The organism is Rhizobium sp. WYCCWR10014, assembly GCF_001657485.1.
Lineage (GTDB): Bacteria > Pseudomonadota > Alphaproteobacteria > Rhizobiales > Rhizobiaceae > Rhizobium.
In genome coordinates this window covers 488,554-504,449 of the sequence record NZ_LXFU01000051.1, presented here as the reverse complement: position 1 = coordinate 504,449, position 15,896 = coordinate 488,554, and the positions used below count along the sequence as shown (strand labels likewise).

15 protein-coding genes are annotated in these 15,896 nt (G+C 63.4%); 7 read left to right on the top strand and 8 right to left on the bottom strand.

Annotated features, from left to right (window positions below; all coding sequences use genetic code 11):
- Nucleotides 1-3: 3 nt before the first annotated feature.
- From hutH (A6U98_RS32420) to A6U98_RS32400, 5 genes are all read right to left on the bottom strand, one after another.
- Nucleotides 4-1,491, bottom strand: coding sequence for a histidine ammonia-lyase (hutH, locus tag A6U98_RS32420; protein ID WP_064655299.1), 1,488 nt, complete (start codon nt 1,489-1,491; stop codon nt 4-6).
- Entirely contained in the window at nt 1,488-2,264 is a 777-nt protein-coding gene (locus A6U98_RS32415; protein WP_064655298.1) for an ATP-binding cassette domain-containing protein, read from the bottom strand. Before A6U98_RS32415 ends, hutH (A6U98_RS32420) begins: the two co-directional genes overlap by 4 nt.
- 27 nt (nt 2,265-2,291) lie before the next feature.
- Nucleotides 2,292-2,996: an ABC transporter permease subunit gene (locus A6U98_RS32410; protein WP_064655297.1), complete on the bottom strand. Its 705-nt coding sequence runs from the start codon at nt 2,994-2,996 to the stop codon at nt 2,292-2,294.
- A 10-nt stretch (nt 2,997-3,006) separates the two neighbouring features.
- On the bottom strand, nt 3,007-3,732 hold the full coding sequence (locus A6U98_RS32405) for an ABC transporter permease subunit (protein ID WP_064655296.1): 726 nt from the start codon (nt 3,730-3,732) through the stop codon (nt 3,007-3,009).
- Between the two features lie 217 nt (nt 3,733-3,949).
- Nucleotides 3,950-4,792 carry a transporter substrate-binding domain-containing protein gene (locus A6U98_RS32400; protein ID WP_064655295.1) on the bottom strand — a complete coding sequence of 281 codons (843 nt, stop codon included), beginning with the start codon at nt 4,790-4,792 and terminating at the stop codon, nt 3,950-3,952.
- A gap of 196 nt (nt 4,793-4,988) precedes the next feature.
- Between A6U98_RS32400 and hutC (A6U98_RS32395) the strand changes: the two genes are divergently transcribed.
- Nucleotides 4,989-5,744 carry a histidine utilization repressor gene (hutC, locus tag A6U98_RS32395; protein ID WP_003554216.1) on the top strand — a complete coding sequence of 252 codons (756 nt, stop codon included), beginning with the start codon at nt 4,989-4,991 and terminating at the stop codon, nt 5,742-5,744.
- A gap of 378 nt (nt 5,745-6,122) precedes the next feature.
- On the opposite strand, the gene hutC (A6U98_RS32390) is transcribed toward hutC (A6U98_RS32395), so the two are convergent.
- Both hutC (A6U98_RS32390) and A6U98_RS32385 read right to left on the bottom strand, forming a co-directional pair.
- Nucleotides 6,123-6,842 carry a histidine utilization repressor gene (hutC, locus tag A6U98_RS32390; RefSeq protein ID WP_064655294.1) on the bottom strand — a complete coding sequence of 240 codons (720 nt, stop codon included), beginning with the start codon at nt 6,840-6,842 and terminating at the stop codon, nt 6,123-6,125.
- Nucleotides 6,843-6,960: 118 nt separating this feature from the next.
- The gene (locus A6U98_RS32385) at nt 6,961-8,307 is read right to left on the bottom strand and encodes a formimidoylglutamate deiminase (RefSeq protein ID WP_064655293.1); all 1,347 of its coding nucleotides are present in this window, start codon (nt 8,305-8,307) and stop codon (nt 6,961-6,963) included.
- A 122-nt stretch (nt 8,308-8,429) separates the two neighbouring features.
- Between A6U98_RS32385 and hutI the strand changes: the two genes are divergently transcribed.
- The 6 genes from hutI to A6U98_RS32355 all read left to right on the top strand — a co-directional run bounded on the left by hutI (nt 8,430) and on the right by A6U98_RS32355 (nt 15,131).
- Nucleotides 8,430-9,692: an imidazolonepropionase gene (gene hutI, locus A6U98_RS32380; protein ID WP_064655292.1), complete on the top strand. Its 1,263-nt coding sequence runs from the start codon at nt 8,430-8,432 to the stop codon at nt 9,690-9,692.
- Nucleotides 9,689-11,224: a histidine ammonia-lyase gene (gene hutH, locus A6U98_RS32375; RefSeq protein ID WP_064655291.1), complete on the top strand. Its 1,536-nt coding sequence runs from the start codon at nt 9,689-9,691 to the stop codon at nt 11,222-11,224. The genes hutI and hutH (A6U98_RS32375) overlap by 4 nt, the downstream gene beginning before the upstream one ends.
- Before the next feature lies 1 nt (nt 11,225).
- A complete protein-coding gene (gene hutG / locus A6U98_RS32370; protein ID WP_064655290.1) occupies nt 11,226-12,047 on the top strand; it encodes an N-formylglutamate deformylase in 822 nt (273 codons plus the stop codon).
- A 24-nt stretch (nt 12,048-12,071) separates the two neighbouring features.
- On the top strand, nt 12,072-13,745 hold the full coding sequence (gene hutU / locus A6U98_RS32365) for a urocanate hydratase (protein ID WP_064655289.1): 1,674 nt from the start codon (nt 12,072-12,074) through the stop codon (nt 13,743-13,745).
- Between the two features lie 5 nt (nt 13,746-13,750).
- Nucleotides 13,751-14,326 (top strand): HutD family protein, encoded by a 576-nt coding sequence (locus A6U98_RS32360; protein WP_064655288.1) that lies wholly within the window; start codon nt 13,751-13,753, stop codon nt 14,324-14,326.
- 175 nt (nt 14,327-14,501) lie between these two features.
- The gene (locus A6U98_RS32355) at nt 14,502-15,131 is read left to right on the top strand and encodes a J domain-containing protein (RefSeq protein WP_064655287.1); all 630 of its coding nucleotides are present in this window, start codon (nt 14,502-14,504) and stop codon (nt 15,129-15,131) included.
- Between the two features lie 21 nt (nt 15,132-15,152).
- Here the strand turns inward: A6U98_RS32355 and A6U98_RS32350 are convergent, their stop codons facing one another.
- A complete protein-coding gene (locus A6U98_RS32350) occupies nt 15,153-15,854 on the bottom strand; it encodes a DUF899 family protein (RefSeq protein ID WP_064655286.1) in 702 nt (233 codons plus the stop codon).
- Between the last annotated feature and the right edge of the window lie 42 nt (nt 15,855-15,896).

Genomic DNA, 15,896 nt, shown 5'->3' with positions numbered 1-15,896 from the left:
CGATTATCGCGGCGGCGCGGTCTCGCGGATCAAGCCGCGGACAGCCTCGATATCGCCGTTGAGCGGCCGATCGTCGCCATAATGGGAAACATGCTCCCGCACGGCCTTGTAGACGAGGTCCGTGCCTGCCGCCCGCGGCGCCGTCGTCGCCAGGAAATCATGCGCCTGGGCAGCGGCCATCAATTCTATCGCCAGGATATATTCGGCATTGTCGATGACGGCGAGCAGCTTGCCGGCGGCGGCCGTCGGATGCGCGAGAAAATCTTCCTGCAGGCCGGAGGTCAGACCGCCGTCCATGGCCGCGGGTGCGGCAAGGCGGCGGTTCTCGTTGCTGAGTGCCGCGGCGGTATATTGGGCGATCATGAAGCCGGAATGGCTGCCGGCATCGCTGGCGAGGAAGGGCGGCAGGCCGCTGACCAGCGGATTGACCAGCCGGTCCATGCGCCGTTCGCTGATCGCGCCGATCTGTGCGAGCGCAATTGCCAGGCTATCGGCCGCCTGCCCAAGCGCCGGGGCAACGGCATGCGCCTCGGAAGAGACGATCGGCTGTTCCGGGGTGCCAGAGACAGCCGGATTGTCCGTCACCGAGGCAAGTTCCTGATCGACGACGCGGGCGGAATTGTCGAAGACATCGCGGGCGGCGCCATGGGCATGCGGAACCGAACGAAGGCTGAGCGCATCCTGCGTGCGCCGGCCGAAGGCGGCGGCGACAAGGCCGCTGCCCTGGAGCCGCGCGCGCAGGCTCGCTCCGACTTTCTCTATTCCCGCCGATGGGCGTAGCGCCAGCACGGCGGCGTCGAAGGCGGCAATCTGGCAGCCCGCCGCTTCCAGCGTCAGCGCTGCGATCGCATCGGCCCAGTCGAGCAGCCGCTCGGCGCGCGAAAGCGCCACGGCCGCCAGGCCGGTGGCGCAGGCCGTGCCGTTGACCAGGCTCAAGCCCTCCTTGGCGCCGAGCACCAGCGGTTGGAGGCCGATCGCAGCCAGCGCCTCGCGGCCACTCATGCGCCGGTCGCCCAGGTGAGCGCTGCCTTCGCCGATCAGAACAAGGGCAATATGGGCGTTGTGGACGAGGTAACCAGCCGAGCCCTTGGACGGCACGTCGGGAATGCAATCATGTTCCAGCATGGCCGCAAGATGCTCGACGATCTCGCGCCGCACGCCGGAATGTCCATGGGCGAAATTGGCAATTTGTGCGGCGATGATGGCGCGCACCTCGCGGGCTTCAAGCAATGGCCCGACGCCGCAGGCATGGCTGAGCACGATGCTGCGCGATAACAGGCTCTGCGAGGCACGATCGACCACCGTATCGGCCAGTGCCCCGACACCGGTATTGACGCCATAGGCGCGCACGCCCGTCTCGACGATGCGCGCAACGATGCGGCTTGCCTGCTCGACGCGCGCTGAGGCAGCCGGCGACAGCGCAAGCGCCTCCCCTGCCCCGACGCGGGCGACATCACGCCAGGTCAGCACGGCATCGATGGTGATCGTCATTGACCGCTTCCGAAATGGCCGATGAACTGGCGGAAAGCGGGTGTCGCGCCGCCGGTGAACATGTCGTCCGGCTTGCCGCTGCTTTCGATCAGCCCTTCGCGCATGAAGACGACGCGGTTCGAGACGTTGCGGGCAAAGCTCATCTCATGGGTGACGACGAGCATGGTCATGCCTTCCTCGGCAAGCGCGCGCATGACGCGCAGCACTTCGCCGACAAGCTCCGGATCGAGCGCCGAGGTCGGCTCGTCGAACAGCATCACCTTCGGCTTCATCGCCAGCGCCCGGGCGATTGCCGCTCGCTGCTGCTGACCGCCGGAGAGATGGGCTGGATAGGCATGACGTTTATCGGCGATGCCGACCTTTTCGAGCAGCGCTTCGGCCTCGGCGATGCAGTCGGCGCGCGGTCGCTTCAGCACGTGGATCGGCCCTTCGATGACGTTCTGCAGGATCGTCATATGGGACCAGAGGTTGAAGGACTGGAACACCATGCCGAGCTCGGAGCGAATATGGTCCACCTGCTTCTGGCTGGCCGGCTTGCTCCGGCCGTTCTTGTGCACCATGCGGATCTCCTCGCCGTCGACCCAGATCTCGCCGTCGCTTGCGGTTTCCAGCATGTTGATGCAGCGCAGAAAGGTCGACTTGCCGGAGCCGGAGGCGCCGAGCAGCGAAATCACATCGCCATCTTCCGCATCGAGGGAAATGCCGCGCAAGACCTCGTGCGTACCGAAGCTCTTGCGGATATTGCGGACCGATAGTCGGGTTACGCCTGGCATGAGTGCTCCAATCGGGTCAAAAGCCGCTTACGCCTTCAGCGCTTGCGGGGCCGCGCGGCGGTGTCGGGAGAGCGAATATTCGAGCAGAGCCATGCCCTGCAGGATGATGAAGTTCAAAACGAGATAGATGATCGCCGCACAGAGAAAGACTTCCATCGTGCGGTAGGTCTGCGAGATCAGCCGCTGGGCGACGCCGGTGACCTCCCAGACGGTGACGAGGCTTGCGAGTGCCGTCGACTTCATCATCAGCACGATCTCGGTGGAATAGGCCGGCAGCGCGTGGCGGAAGGCAATCGGCGCCAGGATGCGGCGGACCAGTAGGAAGCCGGACATGCCGATAGAGCGCGCCGCTTCGATCTCCTTCGGCGAGACGGCGCGAATGCCGCCACGGAAGATCTCCGCCGTATAGCCGGCGGTGCAGAGCGCCAGCGACAGCACGGCGCAGACCATCGGCTCGCGCAGGAACGGCCAGAGGAAGGAATAGCGGATGAAGCCGAACTGGCCGAGGCCATAGAACACCAGGAACATCTGGATCAGCAGCGGCGAGCCGCGGAAGATGAAGATGTAACCCTTTGCGAAGCTCGTAAGCACCGGGTTGCCGCTGGTCCTCATCCAGACGATGACAAGCGCCAGCAGGCCACCTGTGATGATCGACAGCGAAAACAGGATGAGCGTCGTCGGTACGGCCTTGAGCAGGGTGACCATGGTCGAGGCGATGAAGGTGAAATCCATTGTCGCCTCCTTACGCCTGGCCCATGGCCGATGCCGGCATGCTGCGATTGGCGCGGCGCTCCGCCCCGTTGAAGATGCGGTCAGAAAGGCTGGTGAGGAGAAGATAGAGGCAGCCGCCGGCGATGAAGAACAGGAAATATTGCCGGGTCGAGCCTGCCGCCACCTGGCTTGTGCGCATCAGCTCGGCAAGGCCGGTGACGGAGATCAGCGCCGAATCCTTGAGACTGAGCTGCCACACGTTACCGAGGCCGGGGATAGCGAGGCGAAACACCTGCGGCATGATGATGCGGCGAAGGCGCATGCCGCGATGCATGCCGATCGCCGAGGCCGCTTCGAGCTCGCCCTTGGAAATGGCGTGAAAAGCGCCGCGGAACACCTCCGCCTGATAGGCGCCGGAAATGATGCCGACCGCAAGCGCGCCTGCGATAAAGGAGGGCAAGCCGAGGAAGCCCTCGTAACCCATCGCCTGGCCGATCGCGGTGACGGCAGAGGAGCCGCCGAAATAGATGAGATAGATGATCAGCAGCTCGGGCACGCCGCGAAACACGGTCGTATAGACGTTGCCGAGCGCGACGAGGATAAGATTGCCGGAGAGTTTCGCCGCAGCAATGATCGCGCCGAGCACCGCGCCGATCGCCAGCGCCGTTGCCGTGACGGCCAGCGTCATCAAGGCGGCGGCAATGAGCAGCGCGCCCCATCCGGTCGAGCCGAAGCCGAGCAGTTCCAAGCTTGCCATATCGTCCGTTCCCCGTCCGTGGCAGTGTTTGCGGATTGACACCAGAGCATGATGCCGAAAAGTGTCAGCGGTTTTCGGACGACATCATGCTCTAACTCTGAAATTTAGAACAGGATTCAGAATTTAGGCCGACCCGGCCTAAAATCATCCTGTTCGAGCATGCCGTCTCCGGCGATAAAGCCGGAGACAGGTGTTTGCCGCCGAAAGGCCGAAACGCTTATTCCTGCGGGCTGACGTCGACCTTGAACCACTTCATCGAGAGGTTCTTGACAGTGCCGTCGGCAAGCGTCGACTTGATCGCCTCGTTGAACTTGTCGCGCAGGTCGGTATCGGCCTTGCGGATGCCGAGACCTTCGCCCTCGCCCCAGATCGAGCCGACGATCTCTGGGCCGGTGAAGGCGAGCGTGTCGTTGGCGGCCTTGAACGCGTTGGCGAAATAGACGGCGTCGTCGAAACCGAGGTCGATACGGCCGTTCTGCAGGTCGAGGTCGCGATCGGCGCCGGTCTTGTATTCGCGAATCTCGGCAATGTCGCCGAAATTGTCATAGACGAACTTGGCGTAGACGGTCGCCGCCTGGATCCCGATCGTCTTGCCCTTGAAGGCGGCCTTCAGCGCGTCGATCTCCGTCACGCCGGTCTGCCCAGGCGTCATCTTGATCGTGGCGCCGGTGCCGGCGGCGTTTGCCAGCGGGCTGTCCTTGGCGGTGGCAAACGCTGCAGGGGTGGCGGCATAGGGAATGGTGAAGCCGATCACCTGCTTGCGCTCCTCGGTGATCGACAGCGCATCCATGATGACGTCGAACTTGCCGGCGTTGAGCGCCGGGATCATGCCGTCCCAGTCGGAGGCAACCAGCGTGCACTCGATCTTGGCGCGTTCGCACAGCACCTTGGCGAGTTCCGGCTCGAAGCCGCCGAGCGTGCCGTCGGCATTGGTGAGGTTCCAGGGCGCATAGGCGCCTTCGAGAGTAATGGTCGCCTTCGTCCAGTCCTTGGAAAAGGCAGGCGCGGCGAAGGCGGAAAAAGCCGCCACGCCACAAAACAGGATTGCGCTGAATTTCATTTGTGATTTCTCCTCTGGAGTTGAAACAGACCTTGCGTCACCACGGCCGATCTTCGCCGGCTTGCCCTTTCCTGTCCTATTTTTCTCAAAGGACCGATTGGGAGGTTGTATATGGTACCATATGAGATATTTTGTGATATGCAAGAGGGAAAGTCGAATTATGTGGCGAATTCCATTCGTGCAAAAGGAATAGGCAATGAAGCGTCCGGGCGAAATGAAGCGCGAACTGGCGGAAAATGACAGCACCCCGCTTTATGCCGGCGTCAAGCAGGTGATCCTCGACCGCATCCAGAGCGGCGAGTGGCCGCCGAAATATCGCGTGCCCTCGGAAAACGAACTCGTCGTCGAACTCGGCGTCAGCAAGATGACCGCCAACCGGGCACTGCGCGAACTTGCCAATGAGGGCGAACTCGTCCGCATCCAGGGTGTCGGCTCCTTCGTCGCTGAACGCAAGGGCTATTCGGCGCTGTTCGAAGTGCGCAACATCGCCGAGGAAATCGCCGAACGCGGCCATGTCCATGAAGCCTCTGTCGTTGTTCTCGCCCAGGAAACCGCGTCTCCCGAGGTTGCCGACGCGCTGGAACTGCCGATCGGTGCTGCGGTTTTCCACTCGCTGATCGTCCACAGCGAAAATGGCGTTCCAGTGCAGATCGAGGACCGTTTCGTCCATCCGGAAGCCGCCCCGGAATATCTCGCTCAGGATTTTTCGACGCTGACTCCGAACGCCTATCTAACGGCCGCCGCCCCGCTCAGCGGCTCCGAGCACGTCGTCGAGGCGGCGATGCCGCAGGCCTGGGAATGCAAACTTTTGACCATCATGAAGACCGAACCATGCCTGACGATCCGCCGGCGCACATGGTCGGCAAAACAGGTGGTCTCGACCGCCCGCCTCGTCTATCCCGGCCACCGCTATCGGCTGGAAGCGCGCAGCGGCAAGATGTTCGAGGAATGAAAACACCCGCGATGTTGTATATGGGACTTAGCAGGCTGCGCCATCGGGTGTGAGGCTGTGATCAGCAGAGGCTCGCATCGCTCGGCTGAGGGAGGGCTACCGCAGTCAGTCGCTCCCGAGTTTGGCCGGTACCGACTTTCACAGGACGTTATAAGTCTCCGCCAAAACCTTATAACGGCCGCCTGATGCCACGGCACAATAAACCCCCCGTATCTGCCGGATCGTCCGCCATGCCTCGCCTGCTGCGATCGCATGGCGGACGATGACGCTGCCGGCGGCCCTCATGCCCAGCAGTTTCGACAGCCAGCCACGGGCGGGATTTTGACGGATCCAGCAGGTTCGTCACCGGGGAACGAGCCGGTTCGATCGGGCTCTTTATTACGATGCCGGCGTGAAACGCGCCACCAGCGCGTGACGATCGCCCGGATAGGTGAAGCGCACATGCGTCACCGGGCCGGCATTGCTCCAGGTGCGGCGTTCGACCACGAGGCAGGCGGTATTGCGTGGTAGATCGAGAGCCGCAGCCAGCTCGGCACCAGCTGAGACGGCATGGATCCGGTGTTCGGCCGTGCTCCACGGCACCTGGTTCAGCAGCCACGGACCCGGCGCCATCGTCAGAAAATCGGCATCGGCGGCTTCAGGAACCGTCGCAAGACTGATCAGCCGCTCCTCCAGGCAGAAGGGCCGCGCGCCGGCATTGTGGATGCAGACGACCTCGACGACCGAAGACGCCACCGGCAGTTCCAGACGGCGGCTGTCGTCCGCCTTGGCCTTGCGGCTCGCCTTCTTCAAAACCGCATAGGAATAGGGCAGGTTCAGCGACTGCACCTCGGCCTTGATATCGTGGATTTCGAGAATGGCCGATTGCGCCTGCGGCTGGGTGACGAAGCTGCCGGACTTCTTGCGGCGCTCGATGAGGCCGGCCTTGGCAAGCTGGGTCAGCACCTTGTTCACCGTCATGCGCGAGCAGTCATACTGCGTGGCGAGATCGACCTCGAAGGGAATGCGGTGCCCCGGCGGCCAATCGCCAGAGACGATACGGCCCTCGATGTCGCTCAGGATGCGCTGATGCAAGGTGGGATCCCTGCTTTGGTTCATCGACACGTTCCGATTGGTCTCCCGCTATCTCTTTGTTTTTACGCAATTCCGGACGAAAAACTACACTCTTTTGCTGGAACTGCTCTAATTCGAATGCCTGGACAGGAAAAGCTCTTTTTCAGGCGGCCAGCAATTCGCCCATCGCAACGAGGAACCGCCGGTCGATGGCGTCACGCTTGAGATGGCGACCGCCCTTAACCTGCTTGCGGCCGCGTGCCCAAACGCAATCGATGGAAATGCCGCCTGCAAACAGCCAATGGTCGAGGATCTGGTCGCCTGCGAGATAGGGAACCGCCGCGGCATCGAACGAAACGATATCGGCGTGATGGCCCTCGGCGAGACCTCCCGGTGCCTTCAATGCGGCGCCGCCGCCGGCAAGTGCATGTGTGAACAGCGAAAGCGCCGTCGAACCACCGGGTGCTGCGACGACGTTGCGGGCGCGAAGCGCCAGGCGCTGCGAATATTCGAGCTGACGCAATTCCTCCGGCACGGAGATCAGTACGTTGGAATCGGAACCGATGCCGTAACGCCCGCCCTCTTCGAGGAAGAGCGGCGCGGCAAAGGCGCCGTCGCCGAGATTGGCTTCGGTGATCGGGCAGAGGCCGGCGATCGCGCCGCTTTTCGCCATCCGCCGCGTTTCGTCCTCGGTCATGTGCGTCGCATGGATCAGGCACCAGCGCTCATCCACAGGCGCATGATCGAGCAGCCATTCCACTGGCCGCGCGCCGGACCAGGCGATGCAGTCCTCGACCTCCTTTACCTGCTCGGCGACATGGATATGGATGGGACCGTCGCCCGCCATCGGCACGAGCCTTGCCAGTTCCTCGGGCGTTGCGGCGCGCAGGCTGTGCGGCGCCAGCCCGAGCTCGGCGCCGTCGAGCCGGGCGGTTACCGCCCGGCATCCCTCCATCAGCCTTTCGAAGCTTTCGAGCGAATTGATGAAACGCCGCTGGCCGTCGATGGGCGCAGCGCCGCCGAAGCCGGAATGGGCATAGAAGACCGGCAGCAGCGTCAGGCCGATACCGGTCTCTTCGCTCGCAGCACCGATGCGCTCGGCAAGCTCGGCGATATTGGCATAAGTGCCGCCGTCCCTGTCATGGTGGAGATAGTGGAATTCGCCGACGCGGGAAAAACCGGCTTCCAGCATCTCCGCGTAAAGCTTGGCGGCAACCGCCTCGACATGCTCCGGCGTCATCGCCAGGGCAAATTTGTACATGACAGTGCGCCAGCTCCAGAAGCTGTCATTGGCCGGGCCGCGCACTTCCGCAAGGCCGGCCATCGCCCGCTGGAAGGCATGGCTGTGCAGGTTTGCCATGGCCGGAACGAGGAGAGCGTGGCGTTCGTCGCCGGGCTCGAAGGGAACGCCGATTTCGACCCGCGCGATGCGGCCGGCTTCGAGCGTCAGTCGCACATCCTTCTGCCAGCCCTGCGGCGTCAGCGCCGTGTCTGCGTGAAGTGTGGTCATGGCCTTGCCTCTCCTCTTGCCGTGCCGCCGATCTTTCTTTTCCAGAAAAGCGCACAAAATTTCTCTTGTCACCTGTCGATTATGTATATACATGTTTTGGCATATGGAAAGGCGCAAAGCTGATGACCGGGAACAATTTTTCAGAGGAAACCTCGTCCGCAGAAGCCCGCCCAGTGCTTTGGCGCAATGCGCGGCTCGCCACGCTGGCGCCTGGCAAGGAAGGGCTCGGCATCGTCGAAAAGGGTGCCGTGCTGGTCGAAAACGGCCGCATCGCCTTTGCCGGCGCCGAGAGCGAGCTTCCGGCATCGGCCATCGAACACTCCGAAATCTTCGATCTCGAAGGCCGCTGGGTAACGCCCGGTCTCGTCGATTGCCACACCCATATCGTTCACGGCGGCAACCGCGCCCGCGAGTTCGAAATGCGCCTGGCAGGCGCGACTTACGAGGAGGTCGCACGCGCCGGCGGCGGCATCGTTTCCTCGGTGAAGGCGACCAATGCTTTGTCGGTCGAGGAGCTTGTCACCCAGGCGCTGCCGCGGCTCGACACGCTGCTTGCAGAAGGTGTCACCACGATCGAGATCAAATCCGGCTACGGCCTGAACCGGACCGGTGAAGTGAAGATGCTGCAGAGCGCCCGCCTGCTCGGCCATGTCAGACCGGTGCGCGTCACCACCAGCTATCTCGGCGCCCATGCGACGCCCGTGGAATATAAGGGTCGCAACGGCGATTATCTCGATGATGTCGTCCTGCCCGGTCTCGACGACATACATGGCCTCGGTCTTGCCGATGCCGTCGACGGCTTCTGCGAGGGCATCGCCTTTTCCACGACCGAGATCGCCCGCGTCTTCGACAAGGCCAAGGCGCTCGGCCTGCCGGTCAAGCTGCATGCCGAGCAGCTCTCCAATCTCGGTGGCGCCAAGCTCGCCGCGTCATACGGCGCACTGTCAGCCGATCACCTCGAATATCTCGACGAGGATGGCGTTGCGGCGATGGCTGCAGCCGGCACCGTTGCCGTGCTGCTGCCCGGCGCCTTCTACGCCATCCATGAAAAGCAGAAGCCGCCGGTAGAGGCGCTGCGGCGGGCAGACGTGCCGATCGCGATCGCCACCGACTGCAATCCCGGCACCTCGCCGCTCACTTCGATGCTGCTCACCATGAACATGTCGGCCACACTTTTCGGCCTGACCGTCGAGGAATGCATCGCCGGCGCCACCCGTGAAGGTGCGCGCGCGCTCGGCCTGCTCGACAAGACCGGAACGCTCGAAGCCGGCAAATCCGCCGACCTCGCCATCTGGAATATCGAAAGCCTCGCCGAGCTCGTCTACCGCATCGGCTTCAACCCGCTTTACGCACGCGTCTTCAAGGGCGAAAGGAACGGCCGATGACCATCACGCTCCACCCGGGCTCCGTCTCGCTCAAGGATCTGGAAACCATCTACTGGACGGGCGTGCCGGCAAGGCTCGATCCCGCTTTCGATACTGGCATCGCCAAGGCCGCTGCCCGCATCGCCGAGATCGCTGCCGGCAACGCGCCGGTCTACGGCATCAATACCGGCTTCGGCAAACTCGCCTCGATCAAGATCGACAGCGCCGACGTGACGACGTTGCAGCGCAATCTCATCCTGTCGCATTGCTGCGGCGTCGGCGCGCCGCTGCCTGAGAATATCGTGCGGCTGATCATGGCGCTGAAGCTGGTCTCGCTCGGGCGCGGCGCCTCCGGCGTGCGGCTGGAACTGGTGCGGCTGATCGAGGGCATGCTGGAAAAGGGCGTCATTCCGCTGATCCCGGAAAAGGGCTCGGTCGGCGCCTCCGGCGATCTTGCGCCGCTCGCCCATATGGCGGCGGTGATGATGGGTGAGGCCGAAGCCTTCTTCGCCGGCGAACGCCTCTCGGGCGCTGCAGCCCTGGAAAGGGCTGGCCTCAGACCGATCGTGCTCGCCGCCAAGGAGGGCCTGGCGCTGATCAACGGCACCCAGACCTCGACGGCGCTGGCGCTTGCCGGCCTCTTCCGCGCCCATCGTGCCGCGCAGGCAGCTCTCATCACCGGCGCCATGTCCACCGACGCCGCCATGGGCTCTTCGGCGCCCTTCCATCCGGATATTCATACACTGCGTGGCCATAAGGGTCAGATCGACACGGCGGCCGCGCTTCGCGCCCTGCTCGAAAACTCGATCATTCGCCAGAGCCATATCGAAGGCGACGAGCGTGTACAGGATCCCTATTGCATCCGCTGCCAGCCGCAGGTCGACGGCGCCTGCCTCGATCTGCTGCGCTCGGTTGCCCGCACGCTTGAGATCGAGGCCAACGCGGTCACCGACAATCCGCTGGTGCTGTCCGACAATTCCGTCGTCTCCGGCGGCAATTTTCACGCCGAACCCGTCGCCTTTGCCGCTGACCAGATCGCGCTCGCCGTCTGCGAGATCGGCGCGATTTCGCAGCGCCGCATCGCGCTGCTGGTCGATCCGACCCTCTCCTACGGCCTGCCGGCCTTTCTGGCCAAGAAGCCGGGCTTGAATTCCGGCCTGATGATCGCCGAGGTGACGTCTGCGGCGCTGATGTCCGAGAACAAGCAGATGTCGCACCCGGCCTCGGTCGACTCGACGCCGACTTCGGCCAACCAGGAAGACCATGTCTCGATGGCCTGCCATGGTGCCCGCCGCCTGCTTGGCATGACCGAGAACCTGTTCGGCATCATCGGCATCGAGGCGCTGACCGCCGCCCAAGGCGTCGAACTGCGCGCGCCGCTGTCGACGAGCCCGGAGCTTGGCAAGGCGATCACCGCAATCCGCAGCAAGGTCCCGAGCCTCGACGTCGACCGCTATATGGCAAACGACCTCGTCGCCGCTGCCGAGCTGGTAGCGACGGGCGCGCTCAACGCCTCGGTTTCATCTGGCATATTGCCGGTATTGGAGGGCTGAGATGATGGTGGAAGAAAAAATCTCCTCCCCATACGAAATTCGCCAAGGCACCTCCCCCGTCATCCTCGGCTTTCCCCATACCGGCACCGACGTGCCGCCTGAGATCGCCGACCGGCTCAACGATAACGGCAGGATGCTCGCCGACACCGACTGGCACATTCACCAGCTCTATGATGGCCTGCTGGACAGTGTCACCACCGTGCGCGCCACCTTCCACCGCTATGTGATCGACGCCAACCGCGATCCGGCCGGCGTCAGCCTCTACCCCGGCCAGAACACCACCGGCCTCATTCCGGAAACGGATTTCGACGGCAAGGCGATCTGGAAGGAAGGCGCTGCACCCGACGAGGCCGACATCACGGCGCGGCTGCGGGACTTCCATGCTCCCTATCACGCAGCGCTCGCCGCCGAGATCGAGCGGGTGAGAGCCATCCATGGCGTCGCGATCCTTTACGACTGCCACTCGATCCGCTCGCACATTCCCTTCCTCTTCGAAGGCAAGCTGCCGGACTTCAATATCGGCACGGATATGGGCAAGACGTGCGACCGCGCGATCGAGCAGGCGACGCTCACTGTCGTCGAAGCCGCCGCAGGTTACGACGGCGTGCTCAACGGCCGCTTCAAGGGCGGCTGGACGACACGCCACTATGGTCGGCCCGACACTGGTGTGCACGCGATCCAGATGGAGCTCGCGCAATCGACGCATCTTGAGACCGAGGCACCACCCTTTGCCTACGCCGCCGCCAAGGCAGACAGACTTCGCGTTCATCTCAAGAACATTCTGGTGCGCATCGAACAGATTGCGCCAGGCCTGAAACGATAACGATCTCTCGACAGGGGAACCGCCATGAACAATCCACGCCACAATATCCGCGAAATCCGCGCACCCCGCGGCAACGATCTCAATGCCAAGAGCTGGATGACCGAAGCGCCGCTGCGCATGCTGATGAACAATCTCGATCCGGATGTCGCCGAAAACCCGAACGAGCTCGTCGTCTATGGCGGCATCGGCCGCGCCGCCCGCACCTGGGAGGATTTCGACCGCATCGTCGCGACGCTGAAGACGCTGACGGAAGACGAAACGCTGGTTGTGCAATCCGGCAAGCCGGTCGGCGTGTTCCGTACCCACAAGGATGCGCCGCGGGTGTTGATCGCCAATTCCAACCTCGTGCCGCATTGGGCGACCTGGGACCATTTCAACGAGCTGGATAAGAAGGGCCTTGCCATGTACGGCCAGATGACGGCCGGCTCGTGGATCTATATCGGCACGCAGGGCATCGTGCAGGGCACCTACGAGACCTTCGTCGAGGCCGGACGCCAGCATTACGGCGGCAATCTCAAGGGCAAATGGATCCTGACCGGCGGGCTCGGCGGCATGGGCGGCGCCCAGCCGCTCGCCGCCGTCATGGCCGGCGCCTGCTGCCTTGCCGTCGAATGCAATCCCGACTCGATCGATTTCCGCCTGCGCACCCGCTATGTCGACGCCAAGGCCGAGACGCTCGATGAAGCGCTTGAGATGATCGACCGCTGGACCAAGGCCGGCGAGGCGAAATCCGTCGGCCTGCTCGGCAACGCCGCCGAAATCCTGCCGGAGATGGTCCGCCGGGGCATCCGCCCCGATATCGTCACCGACCAGACCTCGGCCCACGACCCGATCAACGGCTATCTGCCGAAGGGCTGGACGATGGGCGAATGGAAGGCAAAGCGCGAAAGCGATCCGAAGGCTGTGGAAAAAGCAGCGCGCGCCTCGATGCGCGAGCATGTCGAAGCGATGATCGCCTTCTGGAACGCCGGTATTCCGACACTCGATTACGGCAACAATATCCGCCAGGTCGCCAAGGACGAAGGCCTCGAAAACGCCTTCGCCTTCCCGGGCTTCGTGCCGGCCTATATCCGCCCGCTGTTTTGCCGCGGCATCGGCCCGTTCCGCTGGGCGGCCCTTTCCGGCGATCCGGAGGATATCTACAAGACCGATGCCAAGGTGAAGGAGCTGCTGCCTGACAACAAGCATCTGCATCATTGGCTCGATATGGCCAGGGAGCGCATCGCCTTCCAGGGCCTGCCGGCGCGCATCTGCTGGGTAGGCCTCGGCGACCGCCACAAGCTCGGCCTCGCCTTCAACGAGATGGTGAGAACAGGCGAACTCTCCGCCCCGATCGTCATCGGCCGCGACCATCTGGACTCCGGCTCCGTTGCCTCGCCGAACCGCGAGACCGAAGCGATGAAGGACGGATCTGATGCCGTCTCCGATTGGCCGCTGCTCAACGCACTGCTCAACACGGCGTCGGGCGCGACCTGGGTGTCGCTGCATCACGGCGGCGGCGTCGGCATGGGCTTCTCGCAGCATTCGGGCATGGTCATCTGCGCCGATGGCACGGACGATGCCGCAAGACGCCTCGAGCGCGTGCTCTGGAACGACCCGGCGACCGGCGTCATGCGCCACGCCGATGCCGGTTACGAGATCGCCATCGACTGCGCCAAGGAAAAGGGCCTGCGCCTGCCCGGCATTCTCGGGAACTGAGGCCCGTGAGGATCCTGCGCGCCGGCGATCACAAACGCATGCCGTGGAAAAACGGAAAGGGAGAGACGGTGGAAATCGCCGTCTTTCCACCCGGCGGTTCGATCAACGACTTCGACTGGCGCATCAGCATGGCGACGGTCGCGGAGGACGGCCCGTTTTCCATCTTTCCCGGCATCGACCGGACGCTGGCGATCCTCGATGGCAACGGCATGGTGCTCGATGTGGCAGGCAGCACGCCGGTGCTGCTGACAACGGCAAGCGATCCGCTGGCCTTCGCGGCGGATATCCCGGTCGCCGCCAGGCTCGAAGACGGAGCGATCACCGATCTCAACGTCATGACGCGCCGTGACGGGCTCGCCCATACGCTGATCCGGATCGACGCCGATGGCGGCAAGACCGTGCCGCTGCCGCCCTCGACATGCCTGTTCTTCTGCCATCGCGGCGCATTGTCATTCCGGCGGGACGGCGAGACTGGCGCGCTTGCGGCCGGCGATGCGCTGCTGATCGAGAACGCCGCCGCAACCATTCTGGAAATCGATGGCGACGCCAGATGTTATCTCGCTTCGATCATCACAGGCTGATCTTCGAACAACGAATTGAAAACATTGAGCAATCGAAGGTTTGCCGAAGCATTTGCACAAACCATCGCCATCTCGGGCCATGGACGTCATTCCTCGTTTCGGTCTAAACTTCGCCCTTCTGATGCAGAAGAAGACCTAGACTGCCCGCAACGTGGCGGGGAGCAAGGGAGCAGGCGTGACGGATCCATACGATATTCTCGGCGTTGAACGCGATGCGGACGAGGCGCAGCTGAAGGCCGCCTATCGGCGCCTGGCGAAGGTTACCCACCCCGATTCGGGCGGTGATTCGGACGCCTTTGCCAATCTGCAGAAAGCCTACGGGCTGCTTCTCGATCCGGTCCGGCGAAAGGTGTACGACGATACCGGCTATGACGTCGAATTCGCCGATGCGGCCGAGTTGCAGGCGCTCGTGATGATCGAGAAGCTCGTCACCGACGCGGTGCTCGACGAACGCGCACCCGGAAGTTTCGATCCCGTCGCCGTCATGCAGGACAGCCTTTCCGAGGAACTGCGCAAGGCGCGTTTCAGTAAGAGCGAGCTCGAGCGCCACGCCTCGCGAATCGGACTGCATCTGGAACGACTCGAAAAACAGTCCGGCCGCGATGTGCTTGCCCACATGTTCCGCGCCCGGATCGAAGCGATCTCCAAGGCGGTCGCCGAAACCCAGGCGAAGATCAAGGCGACGGAACGCGCCGCCGACATGCTCTCCGGCTATGTCTACGACATCGATCCGCCGCCGCTGCCGGATGACGCGGTTACCAGCATCGAATGGGCCGAGCCCTCAAGAAACCGCTCCACCGGCTGACGGCGTACGACGCGGCTGATCTTAATAAGACAGCTTCGGATACCAGTCCGCCGGGCGGCCTTCGGGCGTCGAATCGATAATGGTCCAGAGCGGCATCAGGTCGGGCGCGCCGCGCGGATCCTCACCGGGATCTGCCGTCACACCGCCCATCTCCTGGCTCCAGAAATGGCGGATGGTGCCGTCGCGGCGCGTGAAGACGTTGAAGGCCGCGTCATCGCTGCCATCCCCGCCGATTCCGTGATAGTCGCGGCTGTAGTCGTCCGTCGCGTCGGAATAAAGCGGCAGATGATGCCAGCCACGCTCCTTCTTGAAGGCGAGCAGTTTTTCAATCGGCGAGCGGGCGACGACGGCCAAGGCTGCGCGCTGCTTAATGTCGGGCACCTCGCCGTCCCAAGCCGACAGCAGCGAGGTGCACATCGGGCACGGGCGCTCGCGTTGCGGGCCGAACATGTAGCTGTAGACGATCAGCGTGTCCTTGTCGGCGAAGAGCTCGCTGAAGGAGATCGGCCCGTCGCTGCCTTCGAAGCGGTAGTCTTTCGTCACCTCGCCGCCCGGCGGCAGCGCCCGGCGCTGTACCGCCACGCGCTCGATATGCCGGCGCAATTCGATCTCTTCGGCCAGCAGCGCGTCGCGGGCAATGCGATATTCCTCGCTCTCATTGGGAAACCGGACGCCGTTCTTGGCCGCGAGCACGGCGGCGGGGACCAGATGCTGATTATCCATGGCAATAGCTCCTTCTGTTGCCTGAGAACGTGCTGAAGCCAC